Annotated in this window: 21 protein-coding genes; 11 read left to right on the top strand and 10 right to left on the bottom strand. The window is 74.0% G+C overall.

What is annotated here, in order from left to right:
• The first annotated feature begins 35 nt into the window (after positions 1-35).
• Complete coding sequence (locus tag UQW22_RS04015; protein ID WP_407319594.1) at positions 36-392, top strand: ArsR/SmtB family transcription factor; 357 nt, start codon at positions 36-38, stop codon at positions 390-392.
• 314 nt (positions 393-706) lie between these two features.
• Here UQW22_RS04015 and UQW22_RS04020 read toward each other — a convergent pair whose 3' ends face one another.
• From UQW22_RS04020 to UQW22_RS04050, 7 genes are all read right to left on the bottom strand, one after another.
• The gene (locus UQW22_RS04020) at positions 707-2,191 is read right to left on the bottom strand and encodes a hypothetical protein (RefSeq protein WP_407319595.1); all 1,485 of its coding nucleotides are present in this window, start codon (positions 2,189-2,191) and stop codon (positions 707-709) included.
• An 86-nt stretch (positions 2,192-2,277) separates the two neighbouring features.
• Positions 2,278-4,227 carry a hypothetical protein gene (locus UQW22_RS04025; protein WP_407319596.1) on the bottom strand — a complete coding sequence of 650 codons (1,950 nt, stop codon included), beginning with the start codon at positions 4,225-4,227 and terminating at the stop codon, positions 2,278-2,280.
• 94 nt (positions 4,228-4,321) lie between these two features.
• Positions 4,322-5,719, bottom strand: a complete 1,398-nt coding sequence (locus UQW22_RS04030; RefSeq protein WP_407319597.1) for an adenylosuccinate lyase family protein — start codon at positions 5,717-5,719, stop codon at positions 4,322-4,324.
• A 103-nt stretch (positions 5,720-5,822) separates the two neighbouring features.
• Complete coding sequence (locus tag UQW22_RS04035) at positions 5,823-6,404, bottom strand: DUF3618 domain-containing protein (RefSeq protein WP_407319598.1); 582 nt, start codon at positions 6,402-6,404, stop codon at positions 5,823-5,825.
• On the bottom strand, positions 6,401-6,889 hold the full coding sequence (locus UQW22_RS04040) for a phage holin family protein (protein ID WP_407319599.1): 489 nt from the start codon (positions 6,887-6,889) through the stop codon (positions 6,401-6,403). Before UQW22_RS04040 ends, UQW22_RS04035 begins: the two co-directional genes overlap by 4 nt.
• Positions 6,873-7,484, bottom strand: coding sequence for a hypothetical protein (locus tag UQW22_RS04045; protein ID WP_407319600.1), 612 nt, complete (start codon positions 7,482-7,484; stop codon positions 6,873-6,875). The genes UQW22_RS04040 and UQW22_RS04045 overlap by 17 nt, the downstream gene beginning before the upstream one ends.
• 160 nt (positions 7,485-7,644) lie before the next feature.
• Entirely contained in the window at positions 7,645-8,265 is a 621-nt protein-coding gene (locus tag UQW22_RS04050; protein WP_407319601.1) for a uridine kinase, read from the bottom strand.
• Positions 8,266-8,428: 163 nt separating this feature from the next.
• Between UQW22_RS04050 and phnD the strand changes: the two genes are divergently transcribed.
• From phnD to UQW22_RS04075, 5 genes are read left to right on the top strand one after another with little or no spacing between them, the layout of a single operon-like run.
• Positions 8,429-9,361, top strand: a complete 933-nt coding sequence (phnD, locus tag UQW22_RS04055) for a phosphate/phosphite/phosphonate ABC transporter substrate-binding protein (RefSeq protein WP_407319602.1) — start codon at positions 8,429-8,431, stop codon at positions 9,359-9,361.
• A gap of 47 nt (positions 9,362-9,408) precedes the next feature.
• On the top strand, positions 9,409-10,191 hold the full coding sequence (locus UQW22_RS04060; protein WP_407319603.1) for a phosphonate ABC transporter ATP-binding protein: 783 nt from the start codon (positions 9,409-9,411) through the stop codon (positions 10,189-10,191).
• Positions 10,178-11,038, top strand: coding sequence for a phosphonate ABC transporter, permease protein PhnE (gene phnE / locus UQW22_RS04065; protein ID WP_407319604.1), 861 nt, complete (start codon positions 10,178-10,180; stop codon positions 11,036-11,038). The genes UQW22_RS04060 and phnE overlap by 14 nt, the downstream gene beginning before the upstream one ends.
• A complete protein-coding gene (locus UQW22_RS04070) occupies positions 11,035-11,901 on the top strand; it encodes a tyrosine-protein phosphatase (RefSeq protein WP_407319605.1) in 867 nt (288 codons plus the stop codon). The genes phnE and UQW22_RS04070 overlap by 4 nt, the downstream gene beginning before the upstream one ends.
• Positions 11,898-12,527 (top strand): TetR/AcrR family transcriptional regulator C-terminal ligand-binding domain-containing protein, encoded by a 630-nt coding sequence (locus tag UQW22_RS04075; RefSeq protein WP_407319606.1) that lies wholly within the window; start codon positions 11,898-11,900, stop codon positions 12,525-12,527. The genes UQW22_RS04070 and UQW22_RS04075 overlap by 4 nt, the downstream gene beginning before the upstream one ends.
• A gap of 6 nt (positions 12,528-12,533) precedes the next feature.
• Here the strand turns inward: UQW22_RS04075 and UQW22_RS04080 are convergent, their stop codons facing one another.
• From UQW22_RS04080 to UQW22_RS04090, 3 genes are read right to left on the bottom strand one after another with little or no spacing between them, the layout of a single operon-like run.
• Entirely contained in the window at positions 12,534-12,905 is a 372-nt protein-coding gene (locus UQW22_RS04080; RefSeq protein WP_407319607.1) for a TraR/DksA family transcriptional regulator, read from the bottom strand.
• Positions 12,895-14,409: an amidohydrolase gene (locus UQW22_RS04085; protein ID WP_407319608.1), complete on the bottom strand. Its 1,515-nt coding sequence runs from the start codon at positions 14,407-14,409 to the stop codon at positions 12,895-12,897. Before UQW22_RS04085 ends, UQW22_RS04080 begins: the two co-directional genes overlap by 11 nt.
• 47 nt (positions 14,410-14,456) lie before the next feature.
• Positions 14,457-14,933, bottom strand: a complete 477-nt coding sequence (locus UQW22_RS04090; RefSeq protein ID WP_407319609.1) for a heme-degrading domain-containing protein — start codon at positions 14,931-14,933, stop codon at positions 14,457-14,459.
• 220 nt (positions 14,934-15,153) lie between these two features.
• Here UQW22_RS04090 and UQW22_RS04095 point away from each other — a divergent pair, with 220 nt between their 5' ends.
• The 5 genes from UQW22_RS04095 (at position 15,154) to UQW22_RS04115 (ending at position 19,407) form a co-directional block, all read left to right on the top strand.
• Entirely contained in the window at positions 15,154-15,960 is an 807-nt protein-coding gene (locus tag UQW22_RS04095; RefSeq protein WP_407319610.1) for an amino acid ABC transporter substrate-binding protein, read from the top strand.
• Positions 15,961-16,070: 110 nt separating this feature from the next.
• Positions 16,071-16,724, top strand: coding sequence for an amino acid ABC transporter permease (locus UQW22_RS04100; protein WP_407319611.1), 654 nt, complete (start codon positions 16,071-16,073; stop codon positions 16,722-16,724).
• Positions 16,717-17,478 carry an amino acid ABC transporter ATP-binding protein gene (locus UQW22_RS04105; protein ID WP_407319612.1) on the top strand — a complete coding sequence of 254 codons (762 nt, stop codon included), beginning with the start codon at positions 16,717-16,719 and terminating at the stop codon, positions 17,476-17,478. Before UQW22_RS04100 ends, UQW22_RS04105 begins: the two co-directional genes overlap by 8 nt.
• Positions 17,479-17,509: 31 nt before the next feature.
• The gene (locus tag UQW22_RS04110) at positions 17,510-18,448 is read left to right on the top strand and encodes an FAD-dependent oxidoreductase (protein WP_407319613.1); all 939 of its coding nucleotides are present in this window, start codon (positions 17,510-17,512) and stop codon (positions 18,446-18,448) included.
• Entirely contained in the window at positions 18,445-19,407 is a 963-nt protein-coding gene (locus UQW22_RS04115; protein WP_407319614.1) for a hypothetical protein, read from the top strand. Before UQW22_RS04110 ends, UQW22_RS04115 begins: the two co-directional genes overlap by 4 nt.
• Positions 19,408-19,426: the final 19 nt, after the last annotated feature.

Consider the following 19,426-nt stretch of genomic DNA (forward strand, 5'->3'; position numbering starts at 1 on the left):
TATCCATAGACTTCGATGCGTGGCAAGATGGAGGGATGACGACCTTGCTCCCCCTCGCGTCGGGACCCCCCGCGGCCGAGACGTGCTGCACGCCGCTGCGCGCCGCCGTCGACGCCGAGGAGGCGCAGCGTTTCGCGCAGGTGTTCAAGGCGCTCGGCGACCCCACCCGCGTCCGCCTGCTGTCCACCGTCGCCACGTCACCGGACGGCGAGGCCTGCGTCTGCGACCTCACCGCACCCGTCGGGCTCAGCCAGCCGACCGTCAGCCACCACCTGAAGATCCTCGTCGACGCCGGGCTGCTCACCCGCTCCCAGCGCGGCCGCTGGTCCTACTACGCGCTCGTCCCCGGCGCGGTCGAGAACCTCACCGTCGACCTCCGCGCCCTGGTCTGATCCCGCCGCAGACCGGTCGGCGAGCAGACGGTGCGGTCGTGGGTCGTCCCCCTGCGACGCCCCACGACCGCACCGTCTGAGGGAGGCCGGTGCCCGCAGGCACGGCCTCCTCCCCGGGACGGGCTGCTCGACGGCACGGGCCCCCGCCCGCACCTGACGTCGGCACACCCTCCCGGGCGAACCGGGCACGCGTGGGGAACCGCGAACGGCTCCCTACCTCGTGGGATCCCGGTCCTGCGACCGCTGCGGCAGCACGGTCGTGGGCCGTCCCCCTGCGACGCCCCACGACCGCACCGCCTCAGCGGCAGGTCGGGTCAGCCGAGGGGCGGCGCGGTGACCGTGTCACCGGCACCCACCCGGCGGCGTCGTGCGACGAGGGCCGTCCCCGTCACGACCAGCAGAGCGGCCAGGAGGCCGAGCGTCCCCGAGGTCGCACCGGTCGCCGCCAGCGCCGTGCCGGCGGTCGACGTGGTGGACGTCCCGGCCGACGACGCAGCCGCCGACACGCTCGGGCCCCCGCCCGAGTCGGTCGCCGTCACGCCACCGGACGGAACGGGGCCCGGTGCGGCCCCCGAGCCGGTGCCCGTGGTGCCGACGCCGGTGGTGCCGGACCCGTCAGCACCGTCGGTGCCGTCGGTGCCGTCGGTGCCGTCACCGTCACCGTCACCGTCACCGTCACCGTCACCGTCACCGTCACCGTCACCGGGACCTTCGCCGTCGCCGGGACCTTCGCCGTCGCCGGGACCTTCGCCGTCGCCGGGATCTTCGCTCGTACCGTTCTCCAGCACGTCGTCCACGAGGCCGTCCTCGGCCAGGACGCTGTCGACGACGCCGACCAGGTCCGGCTCGAGCAGCTCCGTGACCGTCTCGTTCAGGTCGTTGCGGAGCTCGTCGAGCAGGCCGTCCGTGAGGCCCTCCTCCGGATCGTCCGGACCGACGACGTCGTCGACCAGCCCGTCCTCACCGATGAGCCCACCGACCAGGTCCTCGACCTCACCGTCGGTGCCGAGCAGCTCGTCGACGGCACCCGTGGTGTCCACGACGTCGACGAGGACCGTGTCCGCACCGCCGTCCTCGAGCAGGTCGTCCACCACGCCGTCCTCGTCGAGCACGTCGCGGACCACACCGTCGAGGTCGCCCTCGAGCGCGCTGTCCACCGTGGAGTCCACGTCGCCCAGCAGCTCCTCGACGACATCGTCAGTGACGCCCTCCTCGGGCTCGTCGGCACCCACGACGTCGTCGACCAGCCCGTCCTCACCGACGACGTCCGACGCGGTCTCCTCGACCGCCCCGTCCGTCCCGAGCACCTCGTCGACCGCACCCGTGGTCTCCACGACCTCCTCGACCACGGCATCCGCACCGCCGTCCTCCAGCACGTCGTCGACCAGGCCGTCCTCGGCCACCACGTCGTCCACGACCGCCTCGACGTCACCGGACGCGGCGTCGTCGACCGTCTGGCTGACGTCCTCGGCGACGGCGTCGACCACGTCGTCGGTCGTGGTCCCGCTCGGCTCGTCCGCCCCGAGCAGGTCGTCCACCGGTCCGTCCTCGCCGACGAGGTCGTCGACGACTGCCTCGACCGGTTCGGTGTCGACCTCGGGGAGGTCGACGGGAGTGTCCAGAGAAGCGTCCGACAGCTCCTCCGACACGTCTTCGAGGTTCAGGTCGACCGAGGTGTCCTCGCCGATCTCGACGTCGACGACGTCGCCCTCCGCTGCGTGGGCCGTCCAGGCCCCGGCGACCACCAGGCCACCTGTGACGAGCGCTGCGTGCAGCACTCGTCGCGCGTTCGTACGCATGGTTGTTCTCCTGCCGTGTGACGTGGGAGCAGGCGGCAGAGCGGCCACCCGCGGCATGACGCGCTCAGAGGCGCGACGCGGCCACGTCAGGCAGGAGAGACGGAGATCTCGAAGTCGGGCACCGGGAGCGGTGCGCAGGCTTCGTGGGCCGGCAGCAGCCAGTGGCTGCCGTCGGCACGCGCGGCGGCGGCGAGCTGCGCGGCGACGTCGCCGGTGCTCGCAGCTCCGCGCGCGGAGCTGGAGGAGGACCCTCCGACGGCGCCGGTCGCCGTCGGTGCGGCACCACCGTCAGAGGTCGCCAACGCGGTGGCGTCGGTCTCGGGGCCGGCGTCCACGGCCGACGAACCGGTCGGGGCCGGGACCGCGACCGACCGGGCTGCAGCCGTGCCGATCGTCCCGGTGGCCGCGACCGGCGCGGTGTCCGGCGCCACGGCACGCAGTGCCGTCGTCACCGTGGGCTCCGCAGCGGTCACCGCGGAAGCTGCCGGGACCGGCGGCCCCGGGACGCCCGGTGCCGCCGGCGTCGAGGACGGTCCCGGGCCGGGCGCCGGTGGCGCGCCGCCGTTCCCGTCGTCGGGGCCGCCGTCGGGCGCGCCGGTCACCGGCGGTACGAGGCCGTCGACCACCGGGTCGATGACGGGGTCGAGGATCGGGTCGACCACCTCGATCACCGGGCGGACGGCGGGGTCGACCAGGTCGACGACCGGCTTCAGCACCGGCGAGACAGCGTCGGCGACCGGATCGAGCACGGGGTCCAGGACGCCCATGACGGGGCGGACCACCGGGTCGAGCACCGGGTCGAGGACCTCGACGACCGGGACCACGCTGCCCACCACGGGCGCCGTGGCGTCCCGCACCGGACGCAGGACGGGCTCCACCACGTCGGCAACAGGCTCCACGACCGGTTCGAGCACCTCGGTCACGGCACCCACCAGGGAGCCGACGGGCTCGAGCACCGGGCTCAGCGCCTCGGTGACCGGACGGACGGTCTCGCCGACGGCCCCCGTGACGGGTCGGACCGGCTCGCTCACCGGTCCCGTGACGCCCTCGACGACGTCACCCGCGGCCTCCGTGACCGGGTCGAGCCCGTCCGTGACCGGCCGGACGACCGCGTCGAGGACGCCCCCGCCCGGGTCCTCGGGCCGGCCGTCCGGGGCGGGATCCGCGGGCGGATCTTCCGCGTCCTCGCCCCCCGCGTCGTCGGCCGCCCCGGTCAGGTCGCCCGGCGGTCCGGCGTCCTGCGCCGGCTCCGCCTCGGGAGACTCCTGGCAGTGGGGCGCCACGGGAGCGACCACGGCACCGAGGACGCCCCCGACGGTCTCCGTGACCGGCAGCAGGACGTCACCTGACACGGTCTCCACCAGACCGGGCACCGGACCCTGGGTGTTCTCGGGAGCACCCGGCTCCCCGCTCGGGTCCGCGCCGGCCTCAGGCTCGTCAGCAGCACCCGTGGCACCGTCCTCGACCTTCTCGTCGGCCGAGGCGTCGGCAGGTCCGCCCGTGGTCCCCTCGCGCTCGCCGGCGGGACGGTCCGCGGGCGGCTCCGTCGGGCGCTCGTCGGGCGCCGAGTCCTCCGCAGGCTCACGCTCGGACTTCTCGGCGGGCTTCTCGATGTGCCCTTCCGCCGGCTGCTCCGTGGTGCCCGACGGCTTTTCGGCCGGCTCCTCCGACGGCTTTTCGGCCGGCTTCTCCGGCTTGTCCGCAGGCTTCTCGGCCGGCTCCTGGGTGGGCTTCTCGGCCGGCTTCTCGCGGTCCCGATCCGTGACCTTCTTGACGGCATCATCGACAGGCTTCGTCACCGTCTCAGCGGTCTCGCCGACGCCGTCCAGCAGCGGGTCGGTCACGCGCTCCGTGGCGGACTCGACCACACCGGCGAGCAGACCACGCCCGGATCGCTCGCGGTCACCGCCGTCGTCGGCGGCAGCGCCGGTCGCCAGCACCAGGCCGGTCACCGCCGTGCCGAGGGCGGCCCCGGCAGCACGCAGGGTCCAACGGCGGAGGCTCGACGCCCCCGTGCTCCCCCTGACCCCTGCCATCCGGCTGTCCCTGCCCCTTGCTCTCGTCGGACGAAGTTGTGACGGGCACCACTCTGGCGTGTCACGCCGGCCCGTGCAACAGCAGACGCGCAGGTCACCGGGTCATCAGCGGTGCACGCTCGGGCAGCGCGTCGAGCCGTCCGGCCGTCTCGACCGCGCACCGAGCGAGCTCGCCGGCGATCTGCGTGCTCAGCCCGAGGTACGCCGCGGGATCGATGAGGTCGCGGAGCTCGGACCGCCCGAACGCCCCGGACACCACGGGATCGGCGAGCAGCATCTCCACGAAGGGCGTGCCGCTCGTCGCCGCCGCCTGCGCGACCTCGAACACGACGTCGTGCGCCTTCTGACGCCCGATCTTCTCGCCGAGGGCCAGCATCAACGACTCCGAACCGATCATGCCCGCCGAGAGGCTGATGTTGTCGCGCATCCGGGCCGGGTCCAGCTCCAGTCCCCCCACGATGACGTCGAGCCGGGCGAGCATGTCGCCGGCCAGCACCGCGGCAGAGGCCGCGACGTCCTCGAGCAGCGCCGTCATCGCCCCGTTGGCCTCCTGGTCGTGGAGCATCGACTCCAGGGCCGGGGCCGCGAGCGCCCGCAGCTCGGCGGACATGGTCAGCAGGTCGAGCGCGAGCTGCGGATTGCGCTTGTGCGGCATGGTCGACGACCCGACGGTGCCCTCGGGGACCGGCTCGAACGCCTCCGCGAACTCGGGCTGCATGAGTGCGTAGACGTCCTTGGCGACCTTGCCGACCGTGCCCGCGAGCTGGGCGAGCACGAGGACGAGCTCCACGATCCCGTCGTTGACCGCACGCGACGGCACACGCATGGGGTGCAGGCCGAGCCGGTGCGCCACCCCGGCCTCGATGATCCGGCCCGCGTCGCCGAACGAGGCGAACGTGCCGGCCGCGCCACCCATGAGGACGCAGAACAACCGGTCGTCGAGACGTTCCAGCCGTTCGGTGTGCGCCACGAGCTGGTCGATCCACACCGCGACCTTGAACCCGAACGTCACGGGGACGGCGTGCTGCGAGTGCGTGCGGCCGGCCATCGGCAGCCCGGCGGAGCGCTCGGCGAGCCCCGCGGCCGAGCGCAGCACCCGGGAGAGCTGGCCCAGGAGCAACCGGTGGGCGTCCCGCAGCACCAGGACGTCGGCGGTCTGGGTGATGTTCTGGGTGGTCGCGCCCCAGTGCACCCAGCCGCCGTGCTTGGAGCCGACGGCGCGGGCGAACTCCTCGATGAGCGGTACCAGCGGGTGGCTGGCCTCCGCCGTCGCGGCGAGGACCCGCTTGATGTCGAGCTTCTCGATGCGGGCGGTCAGCGCGATCGCGCGCGCGGACTCCTGGGGGATGAGGCCCGCGTCCGCCTCCGCGAGCGCCAGCGCAGCCTCGACGTCGAGCCGGGCCTGCCACCGGTTCTCGCGGGTGAACAGCGCCGCGACGCCGGGGTCGGGGACGCGCCCCTCGGTGAAGCGGCCGAACGGTGCGACGATCATGCTTCCTCCTCGGGCCCGCCACCGGTTCGACGGCGCTGGGCAGCATGATCGTCCTCATCGGCGCCGGACGCGAGCCCCGACCGCCCCGCGAGACCGCGGCCGCTCAGGTGCCGGAGGAGCCGCCCCGCGCCTCGCCGGCGACGTCCTGGGCGGACTCCTTGCCGTGCCCGGCGACGTCACGGCCGGCTTCCGTCGCGGACTCCTTGAGGCCCTGGCCGTGCTCCTGCGCGGTGCCGCGCAGGTCCTCCGCCATGCTGCTGCCCGCCTCCTGAGCGTCCTCCACGAGCGGCTCGGCGGCTTCCTTGACCCTCGTGGCGACCTCCGTCTCCTGGCGGGTGGCCGGCAGCATCGAGGCGGCCAGGAGGCCCAGCCCGAAGGCCACGGCCCCCACGGCGAGCGGGTTGCCCTGCGTCTGCTCCTTCACCGCCCGGGGGGCTCCGCCGACCTTGTCGCCCACGGTGCTCGTAGCGTTCTTCACCGAGTCGCCCGCCTGATGGCCCGAGGACTTCGCGGAGCCCATGACGCGGTCTCGCAGGCGGTTCACCCCCGCCTTGGCGCGGTCGGTCTGACGGTGGGCGACCGAGCTCGGCCGGACGTGCTCGCCGAGCGTGTCGACGTCCTCGCTCAGCTCGCGGCGCGTGCGTTCGATGTCGGCGCGGACCTGGTCCGGGTCGTGGGTGCTCATCGGTTCCTCTCCTCGTGTGCTCGGAGTGCGTGGGGGATCTTCTTCAGGGAGTCGGTGGTGCGGGGAAGGCCTTGCGCGCGCTGGATCTCCTTGCGGCCGACGAGTGCGAGCACGCCGGCGACGACGGCCCACAGGGCCGCCACGACCAGCGCGGACCAGCCCAGGCCCATGAGGGTGCCGAGCGCCCACCACAGCGCCACCGAGAGGAAGAAGACGGCCATCCCGGCGCCGTAGCCGGCGCCGGCGAACATGCCGGCGCCCTTGCCCGCGTTCTTGGCGGACTCGGTGGCTTCGGCCTTGGCCAGCTCGATCTCCTGGCGCACGAGCGTCGAGAGGTCCTGAGTCACCTCGGAGACCAGCTCGCCGAGACTTCGCTCGCCCGTGCCGGGTCGCTCCGTCGAGCCGCCGAGGACACCGGTGGACGTCCGCTCGGGCGCCGTCCGGGCGGACTCGCCGAGTCGGTGCGCGTCAGGGTCGGTCGACATCGGAGACACCTCCCGTCGTGCGCGACGAGCCCGCCGTCGCACCGTCCTTCGCCTCCTTGGCGCCACGGAGCAGGCGACCGGCGACGAGACCGGCGCCGGCCGCGATCGCGATGAACGCGCCGGGGCGCCGTCGCGCGAAGTCCTCGACCTCGTGCAGGACGTCACCCGGCTCGCGCTGCTCGAACCAGTCCGCGAGCTGGTTGGCGGCGTGCGAGCCCCGACCGGCGGCCCCGCTCGCGTACCCGGGGTCGGGGCTGGTGCGACTCATCTCGTCCAGCTCGTTGCCGAGGTGGCGCAGCCCGTCGGCCAGCCGTCCCTGCTGGTGCGAGGCCTGGGAGGACGCCTGGCCCTGCGCCTGGCTCCACAGGTCCTTGGCGCGGTCGGCCGCCTCGTGCGCGACCTCCCCCGCTCGCTCCTGCGCCTCGTGGGCGACGTCGCGGCCGGCGTCGGCAGCGTGCGACGCCGTCTGCGAGGCACGCTCGCGGGCGCCGCCTGCCGTGCTGTCGTCGCCCGCGGCGGTTCCGCCCGGTGCTGCGGGCGGCAGGCCGGTCGTCGGGGCGGTGCCCGGCCTCGGCGGGTAGGACGTGTCACTCATGATTGCCTCCGTTCCGCCCCTCGGGGGCGTTCGGACGGAGGGAGCCGGCACGGTCCCGGCGGCGGTCGAGCGCGCCGGAGAGGTGTCGATCTCCCGCGGCCGCTTCCTGACCTGATCCGACCATCACGCAGGTCGGCGATGCTCACATCTGGGCGAACCGTCAGCGCTCCACCAGGGCCGGCCGGTCCGGGTGGTCGAGGCGCACGACGACGTCGGCGGTCCGCTCGGGAGCGGCCTCGCGCCGGTAGCGGCTGTACGCGGCGAGCGTCCAGGCCTCCTCGAGAGGCGTCCGGCGGGTCTTCGTCGCCGCCTGCAGCGCCAGGTGGACGGTGACGTCGACGTCCAGCCCCCGGCCGAGGGCCAGCGACCCGTCGACCACGACGACCGCACCGCGCGCCAGCGGCTCGTACGCCGCACGGGTCGACCGCCCGGAACCCGGGTCCCGCAGGGTGGGCAGGTACCGGCCCCGGCCGACGACGGCGCGGAGCACCTCGCGGTTGAGGCCGCCGACGTCGATCCGCTCGTCCAGCAGCGCGTCGGGGTCGTGGTGGCCCTGCTCCAGCCGCAACGACGGTGGCCGCAGGAAGTCGTCGACGTGCACCCGCCCGACGGGCCGCCCGGCGACCCGCAGGGGCGCGACCAGCGCGTCGGCGAACACGGCGGGCGTGGTGGACGGGTGCCCGTCGACCAGCACCCGCACGGGACGGTCGCCCGGCCGGGCCGCCACTCGTCCGACGACGTGCACGACGGCACCGTCGAACGTCACGGGGCGGACCTGCATCCGGCCATGCTGCCACGGCGCCGTCGCACCGGATGTTCACCACCTCGTCGGTTCCAGGTACGGCGGTCTCGCAATTCGCCGTCACCTCGACCGGGTCGGATACCGGTATCGCCGGTCGCGGAACTCGTCCCGGCGAGCCGCCCTCCGCCCGAAAGGAACGACCATGCGCTCCCGCACCCTTCCTGCCCTCGGTGTCCTCGGCCTCGGGGCCGCCCTGCTCGCCGGCTGCTCCGGCTCCGCGGAGGCCGGCGACGGGCCGTCCGTCGCGCCGTCGGACCCCGACGCCCCGATCACGTTCGCCACGACCCCGCTGGGCGACGACCCCGGCGCCGAGAACCCGATCGAGGCCTTCGCGGAGCTCGTCACCGCCGAGACCGGGCGGGAGGTGGAGATCGTCGACGTGCCGGACTACACCGCCGTCGTGGAGGCGCTGCGCAACCACCACGTCGACATCGGCTTCATGAGCGGGTTCCCGTCCGCGCTGGCCGTCAACACCGGCGAGGTCGACTCCCTGGTCGCCTGGCCCGGCAACGACGAGCCGGTGTCGACCTGCCTGGTGATGGACGACTCGGAGCTGCGGTCCCTGGAGGACGTCACGCCCGAGACGGTGGTGGCGTTCGCCGACCCGGCGTCCAGCTCGGGGTACTTCATGCCCACCGCGATGCTGCACGAGGCCGGTCTCGAGGCGGACGCGGACTACACCCCGATGTTCTCCGGCGGTCACGACATGTCCTTCATCGCGCTCGCCGAGGGCCAGGTGGACGTGGCCTGCACCTCGACGATCTTCCCGACCATGGCCGGGCTCGGCGACCCGATGTTCCCCTTCGAGGAGGGCGACACCCGCTCCATCGGGGTCAGCGCCTCGATGCCCGTCGCCGTCACGGTGCTCGCCGACGAGCAGCTCGCCGAGGACAAGCGCGCCGAGCTGCTCGAGGCGCTGCCGACGATCTTCGTCGAGGAGAACGCCGACGAGCTCGGCGCGATGCTCGAGGCCATGCAGGGCACCGAGCCGGTCCTCGAGCCCGGTGACGACATCTTCCAGCCGTTCGTCGACATCGCCGCGATCGCCGACGTCGACATCTCGGACCTGGGCTGACCGTGACGACGACCCTCGCACCCACCTCCGGGCCGCCGGGGAGCACCGTGGGACCCGTTGCGGCGACGTCGCTGGTCTCCGTGTCCGGCCTGCGCGTCGCCTACGGCGACGGTCCCGTCGTGCTCGACGGCGTCGACCTCGACCTGGGACCGGGAGAGACCGTCGCCCTGCTCGGGTCGTCCGGCTCGGGCAAGTCGACCCTGATGCGTTCCCTGACCGGCTTCGCACCGATCGTCGACGGCAGCGTCGACGTCGTCGGCCACGACATGACCCGCCTGCGCCGGGGCGAGCTGCGGCAGGTGCGTGCCGACGTCGGGCAGGTCTTCCAGCAGTTCAACCTCGTCGGCCGTCTGTCGGTGCTCACCAACGTGCTCGCGGGCGGGCTGCACGACGCCGGTCCGCTCAACTGGGTGGGCGGCTTCGGCTCCGCGCACCGGCAGCGGGCCATGGCCCTGCTCGACCGCGTCGGGATCGCGCACAAGGCGAACGTCCAGGCCCGGACCCTGTCCGGCGGGCAGCAGCAGCGCGTGGCGATCGCCCGGGCCCTGATGCAGCAGCCCCAGGTCGTCCTCGCCGACGAACCGGTGGCGTCCCTCGATCCGAAGATGTCGCACACCGTGCTCGCCCTGCTGCGGGAGATCGCCCGGGAGGACGGCATCCCCGTGCTGGTGAGCCTGCACGTGCTGCCGCTCGCGCTGGAGCACTCCGACCGCGTCGTCGGGCTGCGCCACGGCGAGGTGCTCGTGTCCGCACCGACCGCGTCCCTGGACGCCGACGCGCTCGCCGTCGTCTACGACGGGATCGAGGAGCCCACCGATGAGCAGCACTGACACGCGCCCGCGCCCACAGGGCAGCGGGCACCACGAGCACGCCGCGCAGCCGCTGACGGCGGCCGAGCGCGACCGTCTCGAACGGGCCTTCACCGTCCCGCGCGCCCGGTTCCTGCTCGGCGTCCCGGTCGCGCTCGCCGTCCTGTACTGGTCCGCCGTCGGCGCGGAGTTCGACGTCGCCCAGCTCGGCGAGGGTGCGGCCAACATGACCGAGTTCCTCACACGGATGTTCCCGCCCAGCTGGGACAAGCTCGACGTGATCGTCGACCAGCTCGTCGAGACGCTGCAGATGGCGGTCGTCGGCACCGTGCTGGGTGCCGTGCTGTCGCTGCTCATGGCGTTCGCCGCGTCGTCGAACATCGCGCCGCGGTGGGTCTACTACCCGGCCCGCTGGACGATGAACGTCATCCGGTCGCTGCCCGACCTGGTGTTCGCCCTGATGTTCGTCTCGGCCGTCGGGCTCGGCCCGTTCGCCGGCATCCTCGCGATGACGATCGGCTCCGTCGGGTCCATCGGCAAGGTCTTCGCCGAGGCCATGGAGTCGGTGGACACCGGCCCGGTCACCGCGATGGAAGCCGTGGGCGCGTCCCGCCGGCAGGTCGTCCAGTACGGGATCCTCCCGCAGGCCGGCCCCCTGCTCGTCTCCTACACGCTCCTGCTGTTCGAGGGCAACGTCCGCGGCGCGACCATCCTGGGGATGGTCGGCGCGGGCGGCATCGGCCTCGAGCTCACCACCGCCATGAAGATGTACGACTACGGGCACCTGTCCGCGATCGTCATCTGCATCATCGTGCTGGTCACGGCCATCGACCAGGCCAGCGCCGTCATCCGGAGGAAGATCACGTGACCACGCTCGAGACCGCTGCCGCCACCACCGCGCCGGACGTCGCACCGGACGCCACGAGCGCGACGGCGGCCGTCCCGCTCACGCTGTCCGCCCCCGTGAACCTGCGCGACCTCGGCGGGACCGCCGTCGCCGGCGGCGTCGTCCGCCCCGGCGTCGTGCTGCGGGCCGACGACCTGTCCACGGCGGACGCGGCGACCGCGGAGGCCCTCGTGGCCGACGGGCTGCGCGCCGTGATCGACCTGCGCTCGGCCGACGAGCTCGCGCTGACCGGACGCGGCGTGCTGGCCGCACGGCCGCAGGTGACCTACCACCACGTGCCGTTCCTGGCGAACATCGGCCACGCCGCGACGACCGGAGACGCCGCCCCGGGCGGAGACCCGGCCGACCTGCTCGACCAGTCGCGGTTCGGGGCCCTGTACCTGCGCATGTACGAGGGTGCGGCCGCACAGATCGTCACCGCGCTCGCCGTCGTCGCGTACTCCCCCGGCACGGTCGCCTTCCACTGCGCCGCGGGCCAGGACCGCACCGGTGTGCTCGCCGCGGCGCTGCTGCTCACCCTCGGGGCAGACGAGGAGGCGGTCGTCGCCGACTACGCCCGCACCGGCGAGAGCTCGGCGGCGATCCAGCGACGGCTCGCCCCCGTCATGGCCCCGTTGCTGGCCCGGTTCGGGGTCGACCTCGAGGCGGCGGCCCGTGCCGCGACCCGCACCACGTTCTCGCCGGCCCCGATGCGCGAGCTGCTCGCCGCCCTCGTCGAGCGGCACGGCGACCCCCTCGCCCCGCTGCGGGCGGCCGGGCTGACCGACGGGCTCGTCGACCGGCTCCGCGAGCGCGCCCTGGTCCCGGCGACGGGCGTCGCGTGACGGCGTCGGCCACGCTCCCGGTGCCGGCGGCCCCGCCCGTCCGGCGGCCCGGGAGACCCCGCGCCGCCGGGCACGACGAGCGCATCCTCACCGCCGCCGTCGCGCTGCTGGATCGAGGCGAGGACATCACGGTGTCCCGGGTCGTCGAGGTCAGCGGGGTCAGCCGCGCGGCGATCTACCGGCGCTGGCCCTCCCTGCCGGACCTGGTGGCGGCAGCCCTCGACCAGGGGCGCGAGCCGTACGAGATCTCGACCGAGGGCGACCTGCTGGAGAACCTGCTGGCGGCGCTCTCCCCCACGGCGCACCCGGCCGGGCGCGACTACCCGGAGCGCCGGTTCCGGCTGCGGTTGCGGCTGGCGATGTCGGACCGACGCATCGCCCAGGCGTACTGGCGCTCCCACGTGGCGCGGCGCCGCTCGGCGCTGGTGGCCGTGCTGCGCGCCGGCATCGACCGCGGTGAGCTGCGCGACGACCTCGACGTCGAGTCGAGCATCGACCTCGTCAACGGGGTCTTCTACTACCAGTACGTCGTGCGCGGGGTGTCCCTCACCGATCCCGACGCGATCGAGCGGTGCCGCGAGGCGGTCCGCACCGCGTGGCGCGGGATGCTGGCGGAGCCGCGCTGACGTCCCTCAGCGTGCGTGCTCGACGCAGCGGGTCGCGGCCGGCCGTACCTCCAGGCGCCCGGCCGGGATGGCCCGCCCGCACACCTCGCAGAACCCGTAGGTCCCGGCGCCGACCCGGTCGAGCGCGGCGCGGAGCTCGTCGCGCTCGACGGCGGCCTCCGCGGCCAGCGCCGCGGCCTGCTGCCGCTCCCAGGCGAGCGTCGCCCCTTCCGGGTCGTGCTCGTCGTCGACGTTCTCGCCGCGCACCGAGGCGACGATGCCGTCCACGACGGCGCGCTGGGCGGTGATCCGGGCCTCGACCTCCGCGAGCCGCGAGCGCAGGCGGGCCTCGGCGTCGGCGTGGCTGCCCGCCGGCGAAGGTCGCGGCTCAGAACCCACGGTGCGTCCATTCCCCCGCGACGAGCGTGCCCGCGACGGGCATCTGCCGCAGGCCCGACGGGTCGACGTCGAGCGGGTCGACGTCCAGGACGGCGAGGTCCGCCGGGCCGCCCACGTCGAGCGCCAGGGACCTCCCGTCCGTCGACGCCTCCAGGGCGGTGCGCAGGTCGATGCTCTGCTCCGGGTGCCACGGCTCGCGCCCGTCGCGGGACCGGGTGACGGCCGCCGCGATCGCCGCCCACGGGTCGAGCGGGGCGACCGGGGCGTCGGAGCCGAGGGCGAGCGGGACGCCCGCGCGCCGCAGCTCCGCGAGCGGGAACGCCCGGTCGGTGCGGTGGGGCCACAGCTCCTCGGCCACGTCGCGGTCGTCCATCGCGTGCTCGGGCTGCACGCTGGCCGTGATCCCCAGCACGGCGAACCGTGCGACGTCGTCGGGCTGCAGGAGCTGGGCGTGCTCGATCGATCCCCGGGCCCCGGACGCCGCGAACGCGTCCAGGGCGAGGGCGTTCGCGGCGTCGCCGATGGCGTGGATCGCGCAGCGCAGCCCAGCCGCGTGCGCGCGGGACATGAGCGGGGCGAGCTGGTCGGTCGCGATGTTCAGCGTGCCGTGCGCGTCCGGGCCGGTCATGCCGGCGTACTCGTCGAAGCAGTAGGCCGTCAGGGTGTTCAGCGACCCGTCGCTGATCACCTTCAGCGGGCCCTGGGTCACCAGACGAGCGCCGTCGGCACCCTCGGCACCGTCGGCCAGCGCGTCGCCGTGCGCCAGCCCGGCGGCGAGCACGTCGTCGAGGTACTGCTCCCACACCCCGGCGCGGACCCGCAGCCCGCCCCAACCGCGCGCCACCCGGCGCCGCCAGACCCGCAGGTTGTCGGCGACCTCGAAGTCGACCACGCCGACCACGCCGCGGCGGGCCGCCGCCCGGGCGGCGTCGACCACCATGCCGTCCGCGACGTCGTCGTCCACGGTGACGATGCGCGGGCTGGCGGGCATCCACTCCTCCTCGCGGAGCAGGCCCGTGGGGTGGCCGGTGATGCCCAGGTAGTGCAGCCCGGCGGTGTTCGCCCAGGCGCTGTGCAGGTCCCCGGACAGCAGGATGACGGGGACGTCGCCGACGGCGTCGTCCAGGTGGGCGACCGTGGGCTCGGTGTCCCACGCCGCCCAGCGGAACCCGTACCCCACCAGGGGCTGGTCCGGCGGCAGCGGCGTGGTCGCCCCGTGCACCCGGGCGCGCACGAGCACCGCGGCGTGCTCGGGGCTGGTCGCCTCCGAGACGTCCAGCCGGTGGCGCACGAGCGCCCACTGGGTCAGGTGGGTGTGCGCGTCCCACAGGCCCGGGACCAGCACCCGGCCGTCGAGGTCGACGGTCTGACCGGGGGCCTCCCGGTCGCCGGGCACGGTGGACCCGGCCGGGACGACGGCGACGATCCGGCCGCCGTCGAGCAGCACGTCCACGGGGGCGTCGAACCGGCCCGCCCGGCGGGCGTTGCGCAGGATCACACTCACCCGCACACCGTATGCGAGCGGGCGGGGTGCCAGGCCCGGTGGTGCCGTCAGGCGGTCGGCACGAAGCCCCGCAGAGCCTCCACGACGAGGGCGTGGTCGTCGCCCTGCGCGAGCCCGGACACGGTCGCGACCCCCACCACGCCGACACCCTCGACCCGGACCGGGAACGCGCCGCCGTGCGCCGCGTACTCCTGCAGCGGGAGCTGGTGGATCTCGTTGAAGTCGCGTCCCTGGGCGCGGGCGCGCAGGCCCACGAGGTACGACGACGCCCCGAAGCGGTACACGACGCGCACCTTGCGCTCCACCCACGAGTCGTTGTCCGCCGTCGTGCCCTCCCGCGCCGCGTGGAACACCTGCTGGGTGCCCTTGCGCACGTCGATCGTCACCGGCAGGTCCCGCTCGGTCGCCAGCTCGACCAGCAGGCAGCCGAGCCGCCACGCGTCGTCGTGCGTGAAGCGGGACAGGACGAGCTCGCGCTCGGCGGACTCGACCTCGGCGATCAGGGCGGTGACGTCGGTGCTCATCGGGCCAGCCTGCCACGCCTCCGAGCGCGGATCCTCTGCGTGCGCCCCGGCGGACCGGCAGTGGCACCGCTCACAGCGGGAATGCGACCCGCGTGGCAGGCTGTTGGACCGGCTGGACATCGTGACCGTCGATGTGATCCATCGACACCTTCGATGGGACGGTCACACCCCGCGCCCTCGGCACACCCACCGCCGGGCACCACGACACAGGAGATCATCCATGCGACGCCACCGCGCCCTGCTCGCCACCGCCACCGCCACCCTCACCGCCCTGGCGCTCGCGGCCTGCGGGGGTTCCGGTGACGGTTCCGACGGCGCAGACGCCGGGTCGGACCTGAACCTGGTCGACGACGGCACGCTGACCGTCGCCACGGAGGGCACCTACCGGCCGTTCACCTTCCACGACGCCTCCGGCGAGCTGGTGGGGTACGACGTCGAGGTGGCCGAGGCCGTCGCCGAGAAGCTCGGGCTCGAGATCGAGTTCGCGGAGACCCAGTGGGACGCCATCTTCGCCGGGCTCGACGCGGGTCGCGTCGACACCATCGCGAACCAGGTCTCGATGACGCCGGAGCGGGTCGAGAAGTACGAGTTCTCCCAGCCGTACACCGTCTCGCGCGGCGTCGTCGTGGTGCCCGAGGGTGACACCTCGATCTCGAGCTTCGCCGACCTGGACGGCAAGACCACCGCGCAGTCGCTCACCAGCAACTGGCGCACCCTCGCCGAGGAGTCCGGCGCCCAGATCGAGGCCGTCGAGGGCTGGGCCCAGTCCGTCGCCCTCATCGAGCAGGGGCGGGTCGACGCCACCATCAACGACTCCCTGACGGTGCTCGACTACCTCAACGAGCACCCCGACGCGCCGATCGAGATCGCGGCGGAGACCGAGGAGACCTCGGAGTCCGGGTTCGTCGTCACCCCGGAGCGCGCGGCGCTGGCCGAGGCGATCGACGGTGCCCTCGACGAGCTGCGGGCTGAGGGCGAGCTGGCCGAGCTCTCCATGAAGTACTTCGGCGAGGACGTCTCCGAGTAAGTCCTCTGAACCGTTGCGCACGAGCGCCGGTGCCCCGCGGGTGCCGGCGCTCCCGCACGTCTCCCGCGCGCCGTCGTCCTCCACGGGCGCGCCGATGGTGAGGTGAGCACATGGACGTCCAGCTCATAGCCGGCTCGTGGTGGCCGATGTGGCGCGACGCGATCCTCGGGACGGTCCCGCTGTCCCTCGTGTCGTTCGCGTGCGGGCTGGTCCTCGCGCTGGGCGTCGCGCTGCTGCGGCTGTCCTCCCGCCGCGTCCTGTCCGGCATCGGGCGCGTCTACGTCTCGATCATCCGCGGCACCCCGCTGCTGGTGCAGCTCTTCGTGATCTTCTACGGGCTGCCCACCCTCGGCGTGACGATCGACCCGTGGCCGAGCGCCGTCATCGCGTTCTCCCTCAACGTGGGCGGGTACGCGGCCGAGGTCATCCGCGCCGCGATCCTCTCCGTGCCGAAGGGGCAGTGGGAGGCCGGCTACGTGGTCGGCATGTCGCACGCCAGGACGCTGCGGCGCATCATCCTGCCGCAGGCCGCGCGGGTGAGCGTGCCCCCGCTGTCCAACACGTTCATCTCGCTCGTGAAGGACTCCTCGCTCGCCTCGCTCATCCTCGTGACCGAGCTGTTCCGCAAGGCCCAGGAGATCGCGGCGTCCACGACCGAGTTCCTGGTGATCTACGCCGAGGCGGCGGTCATCTACTGGATCATCTGCACCGTGCTGTCGTTCGGGCAGGACCGGATCGAGAAGAAGCTGGAGCAGTATGTCTGAGCCCCTGATGTCCGCCCGCGGCATCCACAAGTCGTTCGGGGACAACCACGTGCTGCGCGGCGTCGACCTGGACGTGCGCCCGGGCCAGGTGGTCGCGCTCATCGGCCCCAGCGGGTCCGGCAAGACGACCATGCTGCGCTCGCTCAACGGCCTCGAGATGCCCGACGCCGGGACCCTGGCGTTCGACGGCGGCCCCGAGATCGACTTCTCCCGCCCGGTCCCGCCGGCCCAGCGGTTCGCGGCCCGCGACCGGTCGGCCATGGTGTTCCAGCACCACAACCTGTTCCCGCACAAGACGGTGCTGCAGAACGTCACCGAGGGTCCCGTCCAGGTGCGCAAGGTCACCCGGGCCGATGCCGATTCACGGGCCCTCGACCTGCTGTCCCGGGTGGGGCTCGCCGAGAAGCGCGACGCGTACCCGCGCGAGCTGTCCGGCGGGCAGCAGCAGCGCGTCGGCATCGTGCGGGCGCTGGCCCTGCAGCCCGACCTCCTGCTCTTCGACGAGCCGACCTCCGCCCTGGACCCCGAGCTCGTCGGCGAGGTGCTGCACGTCATGAAGAGCCTCGCCGAGGAGGGCTGGACGATGGTGGTCGTCACCCACGAGCTCCAGTTCGCCCGCGAGGTCGCGGACGAGGTGCTGTTCCTCGACGGCGGCGTCGTCGCCGAGCGGGGCGCGCCCGCGCAGCTCTTCACCCACCCGCGCGAGGAGCGGACGAAGCAGTTCCTCCACCGGATCCTCCGTCCGCTCGACTAGGACTCGATGCCGATCTGGCAGACTCCGGCGCATGTCGCGCGTGATCGTCGTCGGTGCCGGTGTCCTGGGCCTGAGCTGCGCCGTCCGGCTCCTGGAGGCCGGCCATCAGGTCGAGATCCTGGCGCGTGAGCTGCCGCCGGACACCACGTCGGCGGTCGCCGCCGCGCTCTGGTACCCGTACCTCGCCTTCTCGCCGGACAGTGCCGCCGGCTCGCAGGAGAGGGTGACCGCCTGGTCGGCGCGGACGTTCACCGCGTTCGCGGACCTCTCCGCAGCGGACCCCGGGTCCGGCGTGCGGATGCGCCCCGGCACGGAGGTCTTCGCCGAGACGCCGCCCGACCCCTGGTGGCGCGACGCCGTCCCGGAGCTGACGCGCACGGACCAGGTTCCGCCGTCGTACCGCGCGGGCTGGACCTTCTCCTCTCCCGTGGTCGACATGCCGGTCTACCTCGGCTGGCTCGCCGACCGGGCGGCGGCGCTGGGCGGCACGGTCATGCAGGGGACGGTGGACGACCTGGACGCGCTTCCCGACGACGGTGACGTCGTCGTGAACACCACAGGTCTCGGCGCGCGAGAGCTGACCGGCGACGACACCGTGCGTCCCGCGCGCGGCCAGACCGTCGTCCTGGAGCAGTGGGGGCTGGACCGCTGGTGGCTGGACGCCGGCGGACCGACGTACGTGGTTCCCCGCCTCGGCGAGGTGGTGGTCGGCGGGACGGACGACGTCGGCGCCTGGGACCGGACGCCGTCCGCGGACACCGCCGCGGACATCCTCGACCGGGCATCCCGGCTGGTGCCGGAGGTGCGCGAGGCCCGCGTGCTGCGGCACGCCGTCGGGCTCCGGCCGGCGCGGCCGTCGGTCCGGGTCGAGAGGGAGGGCCGGGTGGTGCACTGCTACGGGCACGGCGGTGCCGGGGTCACGCTGAGCTGGGGGTGCGCCGACGAGGTGCGCGCGCTGGTGGCCCCATGACCCGGCTCGTGCTGCTCCACGGCCGGGACGCCGACGGCCTCGACCCCGAGGGGTTCGAGTCACGCTGGCTCGACGCCCTCAACTCCGGTCTGGCCTCCGCCGGGTCGCCGCTCCGGCTCACCGACGACGACGCCACCTTCGTCTACTACGGCGACACGCTGAGCCCGCCCGGGGACAGCGCACGTGCGCCGGTGTCCGTCTACGTCGCCGACAGCCCCGGCGCCGCGGGCGCCCTCCACCGACTGACCGCGGGCGAGGCACGGTTCACGCTCGCGGTCGCCCGGGAGGTGCTCGCCGGCGCCGGCGTGCCGGCCGAGGCGAGCACCGCCGTCGGACCGGAGGAGGGCACCACCGTCCGGCTCGGAGACTCGGTCGCCGACGCGATCGCCCGTTCCCTGGTCGCCGCGCTCGCGGCGATCGACCGGTACGTGCCCGGGCTGAGCGGTGCGGTGGTGCTCCTGCTGACCCGGGACGTGCACACCTACCTGCACGACGACGAGGCGCGCGCCGCCGTCGTCACGGGGCTCGCCGCGGTGCTGCCGACCGACGAACCCGTGGTCGTGGTGGCGCACTCCCTCGGTTCGGTCATCGCCTACGACGTGCTGCGACGGGCAGAGGCCCGCCGGTGGGACGTGCCGCTGCTCCTCACTCTCGGGTCGCCCCTGGCGATCGAGGCGGTCCGCTCGGGCGTGGAGGCGAGCAGCTCGCTCACCTGGCCGGCCGTCGGGCGATGGGTGAACGCCCGCGACCCGCGGGACCTGCTCGCCCTGCACGACCTGACGCCCTGGACGTTCCCGCTGCCCGCGGGCTCACCTGTCGTCGAGGCGATGTCCGTCCGCAACGCCGCACCGTGGCACCATGCGGCCGCCGTCCGACGTGGCGACGGCACCTGGACCGGGTACCTGGCCTCGCCGCGGGTCGCGGGGGTCGTCGCTGCCGGGCTGACGCTCGAGCGCTGATCACCGCACCTGGCGTGCG

Origin of the sequence: Isoptericola halotolerans (assembly GCF_045689585.1) — a bacterium.
Taxonomy (GTDB): domain Bacteria; phylum Actinomycetota; class Actinomycetes; order Actinomycetales; family Cellulomonadaceae; genus Isoptericola; species Isoptericola halotolerans_B.